Annotated in this window: 1 pseudogene; it reads left to right on the top strand. The window is 41.4% G+C overall.

Annotated elements, in window-relative coordinates:
* A pseudogene (locus CXF76_RS00735) lies at positions 1-916 on the top strand (flagellin); the annotation flags it as partial.

Raw genomic sequence — 916 nt, 5'->3', positions numbered from 1 at the left:
ACTACAAAAAGAAGTATCAGCTTTATCAACAGAGCTAACACGTATTTCAGATACGACTTCATTTGGTGGTCAGCAATTATTGAACGGCAGCTTCGGTTCAAAATCATTCCAAATTGGTTCAAATGCAAACGAAACAATTAACGTATCACTATCGAGTGTAGCGGCAGAAAAAATTGGGTCTAACCAAGTTAATTTACAAGGCGCGGCTAATACTGGCTTTGGTTCTGCTAGTGCAGCAAACTCAGTAGTTGGTGGTGTTTTGACCGTTGATGGTCGAGAGTCAGCTGCAGTAACCATAGCCGCTAATTCAACCGCTAAAGAATCCGCAGCTGCAATTAACAGCGTAACTAGCTCTACAGGTGTTAGTGCGCAAGCCCGTACTGAAGCTGAAATAACGCTTGGTGCAGTAGGTGCTGCTGATGGCACCGTTAGTTTTTCATTGAATGATGAAAAAGTATCATATGTTACAACTGGTGATGTTGCTACAGACCAACAAGCTATGGCAGAAGCTATTAACTCTAGTACAGATGATCATGGTGTAACTGCTTCAATTGAAAATGGAGTATTAAGCGTATCTAACAACCAAGGTGAAGATATTGAGTTAACTGACTTTGATGCAGTTAGTTCAGCAGGTGCTGCAGTAGCATCTACAGCTTCCATTGTTGCACAAGGATATGCTGGTGCAGATGATACAGCATTTCTTTTAACTAGTGGTGGTGCTGTTGATGCAACTATTACTGGTGCTGTTCAGTTAAATTCTTCTGAGACATTTACTACTAGCACTGCAGATACATCAACATCAGCAACTGCTGCTATAACGAGTAAATTGACTGATGTTGCTGATGTTGATATTACAAGCCAGAAAGGCTCGCAAGATGCGCTAGCAATTATTGATAACGCGATTGCAAACATCGAC

Source organism: Pseudoalteromonas sp. 78C3 (assembly GCF_002836695.1).
Taxonomy (GTDB): domain Bacteria; phylum Pseudomonadota; class Gammaproteobacteria; order Enterobacterales; family Alteromonadaceae; genus Pseudoalteromonas; species Pseudoalteromonas arctica.
Note: the sequence above shows the minus strand (reverse complement) of the source record. Positions and strands in the feature narration are given on the sequence as shown.